Source organism: Clostridioides sp. ZZV15-6598, from assembly GCF_020657705.1.
Taxonomy (GTDB): domain Bacteria; phylum Bacillota; class Clostridia; order Peptostreptococcales; family Peptostreptococcaceae; genus Clostridioides; species Clostridioides difficile_F.
On record NZ_JAGWCS010000360.1, the window covers coordinates 1 to 327 of the forward strand.

A 327-nucleotide genomic window follows, 5' to 3' on the forward strand; every position below is an offset into this window, starting at 1 on the left:
TTATAGTAAGTAACTAACTTTGCATTCATTAATTTATTTAAATGTCTAGACGCATTAGACTGAGTTATTTCAAGTATTGCCTCAATTTCACATACACACAATGCTCCTCTTCTTAAAATATTTATTATTCTTATTCGTGTTTCATCACCTAATGCTTTTAATATTTGTATAATTTCCATTTTTTCCTCCCTTTATATAATCATATTCACTTTTAATCATATGATACTCCTAAAAAAGATATTTGTAAAGCATATAGTAAAACCTACAAATATCTTTTTTAGTTAATTTACATAATAAATTGAACTAAATATCCTGCACTAATAGCTA

At 24.5% G+C, this 327-nt stretch carries 1 protein-coding gene; it reads right to left on the reverse strand.

What is annotated here, in order from left to right; all coding sequences use genetic code 11:
* On the reverse strand, positions 1 to 179 hold a 179-nt coding region (locus tag KGF50_RS22050), incomplete at its 3' end, for an ArsR/SmtB family transcription factor (RefSeq protein ID WP_227850013.1).
* Positions 180 to 327 lie beyond the last annotated feature (148 nt).